This is a genomic window from Streptomyces sp. S6, from assembly GCF_054880855.1.
On sequence record NZ_JBTYMC010000616.1, the window covers coordinates 1 to 1565 of the forward strand.

At 76.7% G+C, this 1565-nt stretch carries 1 protein-coding gene; it reads left to right on the plus strand.

The genetic code is table 11. The annotated features are described in order from the left end of the window. Window positions 1-1565: SpoIIE family protein phosphatase (locus tag ACVNF4_RS35810; RefSeq protein ID WP_461807005.1), on the plus strand; the 1565-nt coding region annotated here is incomplete at both ends.

Consider the following 1565-nt stretch of genomic DNA (forward strand, 5'->3'; position numbering starts at 1 on the left):
GGGCGCGCTGCCGGTCCCCTCGGCGGCCCGCTGGGACGGCACGGTCGCCCTGCGGCACCGCGACGGGTCCGTCGTCCGGGTCTGGCTGCTCGCCCACCACCGCCCCGCCCGGCCGGACCGGCCCGGGTACTGGCTGGTCGTGACGCCGCTGACCGGTACGGGCCCGCGTGTTCCCGGCGATCCGCTGGCGCTGCCCGCGCTGGCGCAGTCGCCGTGCGCGCTCGCCGTGTACGACGACCGGCTGAGGCTGCGGCTGGTGAACGACGCGATGCAGGCGGCGATAGGGCTCCCCGAGGAGCGCATCCGGGGCCTGCGGCTCTCCGAGATCGGCGGCCGGCCGCAGAGCGACGAGCTGGAGGAGCACATGGCCGACGTGCTCGCCGGCGGCCTCGCCAAGGACGTCCAGACCTACACCCGCACCGGCGGCGAGGCGCACGCGCACGCCTGGCTGGCCCGGCTCGCGCCCGTCACCGACGCGGCGGGGCGGGTCGTCGGCGTCGCCCTGTCGGCGCACGACTTCACCGAGAACTACCTCGCGCGCGAACGGCTGCAACTCCTCAACGAGGCGAGCGTGCGGATCGGTTCCACGCTCGACGTCACCCGTACGGCGCAGGAGCTGGCGGACGTGTGCGTGCCCGCGCTCGCGGACTTCGTGACCGTGGACCTGCTGGACCCGCCGGACGGCACGGAACTCCCGGCGCCGCTCGCGTCGCCGGTGCCGCTGCGGCGGGCCGCGCACCTGTCGGTGAACCCGGGGACCCCGGAGGCGGTGGCGAAGCCGGGCGAGGTGCAGACGTATCCGGCGGGGTCGCCGCACGCGGACTCGCTGGCGGCGGGGCGGACGATCGTCGCGACGACGGGCGGCGGTGAGCTGGACCAGTGGCTGGCCTGGGACGCGGCGCGCGGGGCGCGGGTGCGGGAGGTCGGCATCCACTCGGTGATGTCGGTGCCGCTGCGGGCCCGGGGCGCGACGCTGGGGGTCGCGGTGCTGATCCGGTTCCGCCGCCCGGACCCCTTCACCCAGGACGACGTGCTCCTCGCGGAGGAGGTCACCGCGCGGGCCGCCGTCTGCGTCGACAACGCCCGCCGCTACTCCCGTGAGCGTGACACCGCGCTCGCCCTCCAGCGCAGCCTGCTGCCCCGCTCCCTGCCGCGCACGGCGGCCGTCGACGCGGCGTCCCGGTATCTTCCGGCGGCCCGCGCGGGCGTCGGCGGGGACTGGTTCGACGTGATCCCGCTGTCGGGGACGCGGGTCGCGATGGTCGTCGGGGACGTCGTCGGGCACGGCATCCAGGCGTCCGCGACGATGGGCCGGCTGCGGACCGCCGTGCGGACCCTCGCCGACATCGACCTGGCTCCGGACGAGCTGCTCACCCACCTCGACGACCTCGTCGTACGGCTCTCCGAGGAGGCGGGCAGCGAGGGGAGTCCCGGGGAGGTGGGGGCGACGTGTCTGTACGCGGTGTACGACCCGGTGAGCCAGCGGTGCACGATGGCGCGGGCCGGGCATCCGCCGCCCGTGCTGGTGCCGCCGGGCGGGCGTCCGCGCCGGGTGGAGCTGCCGG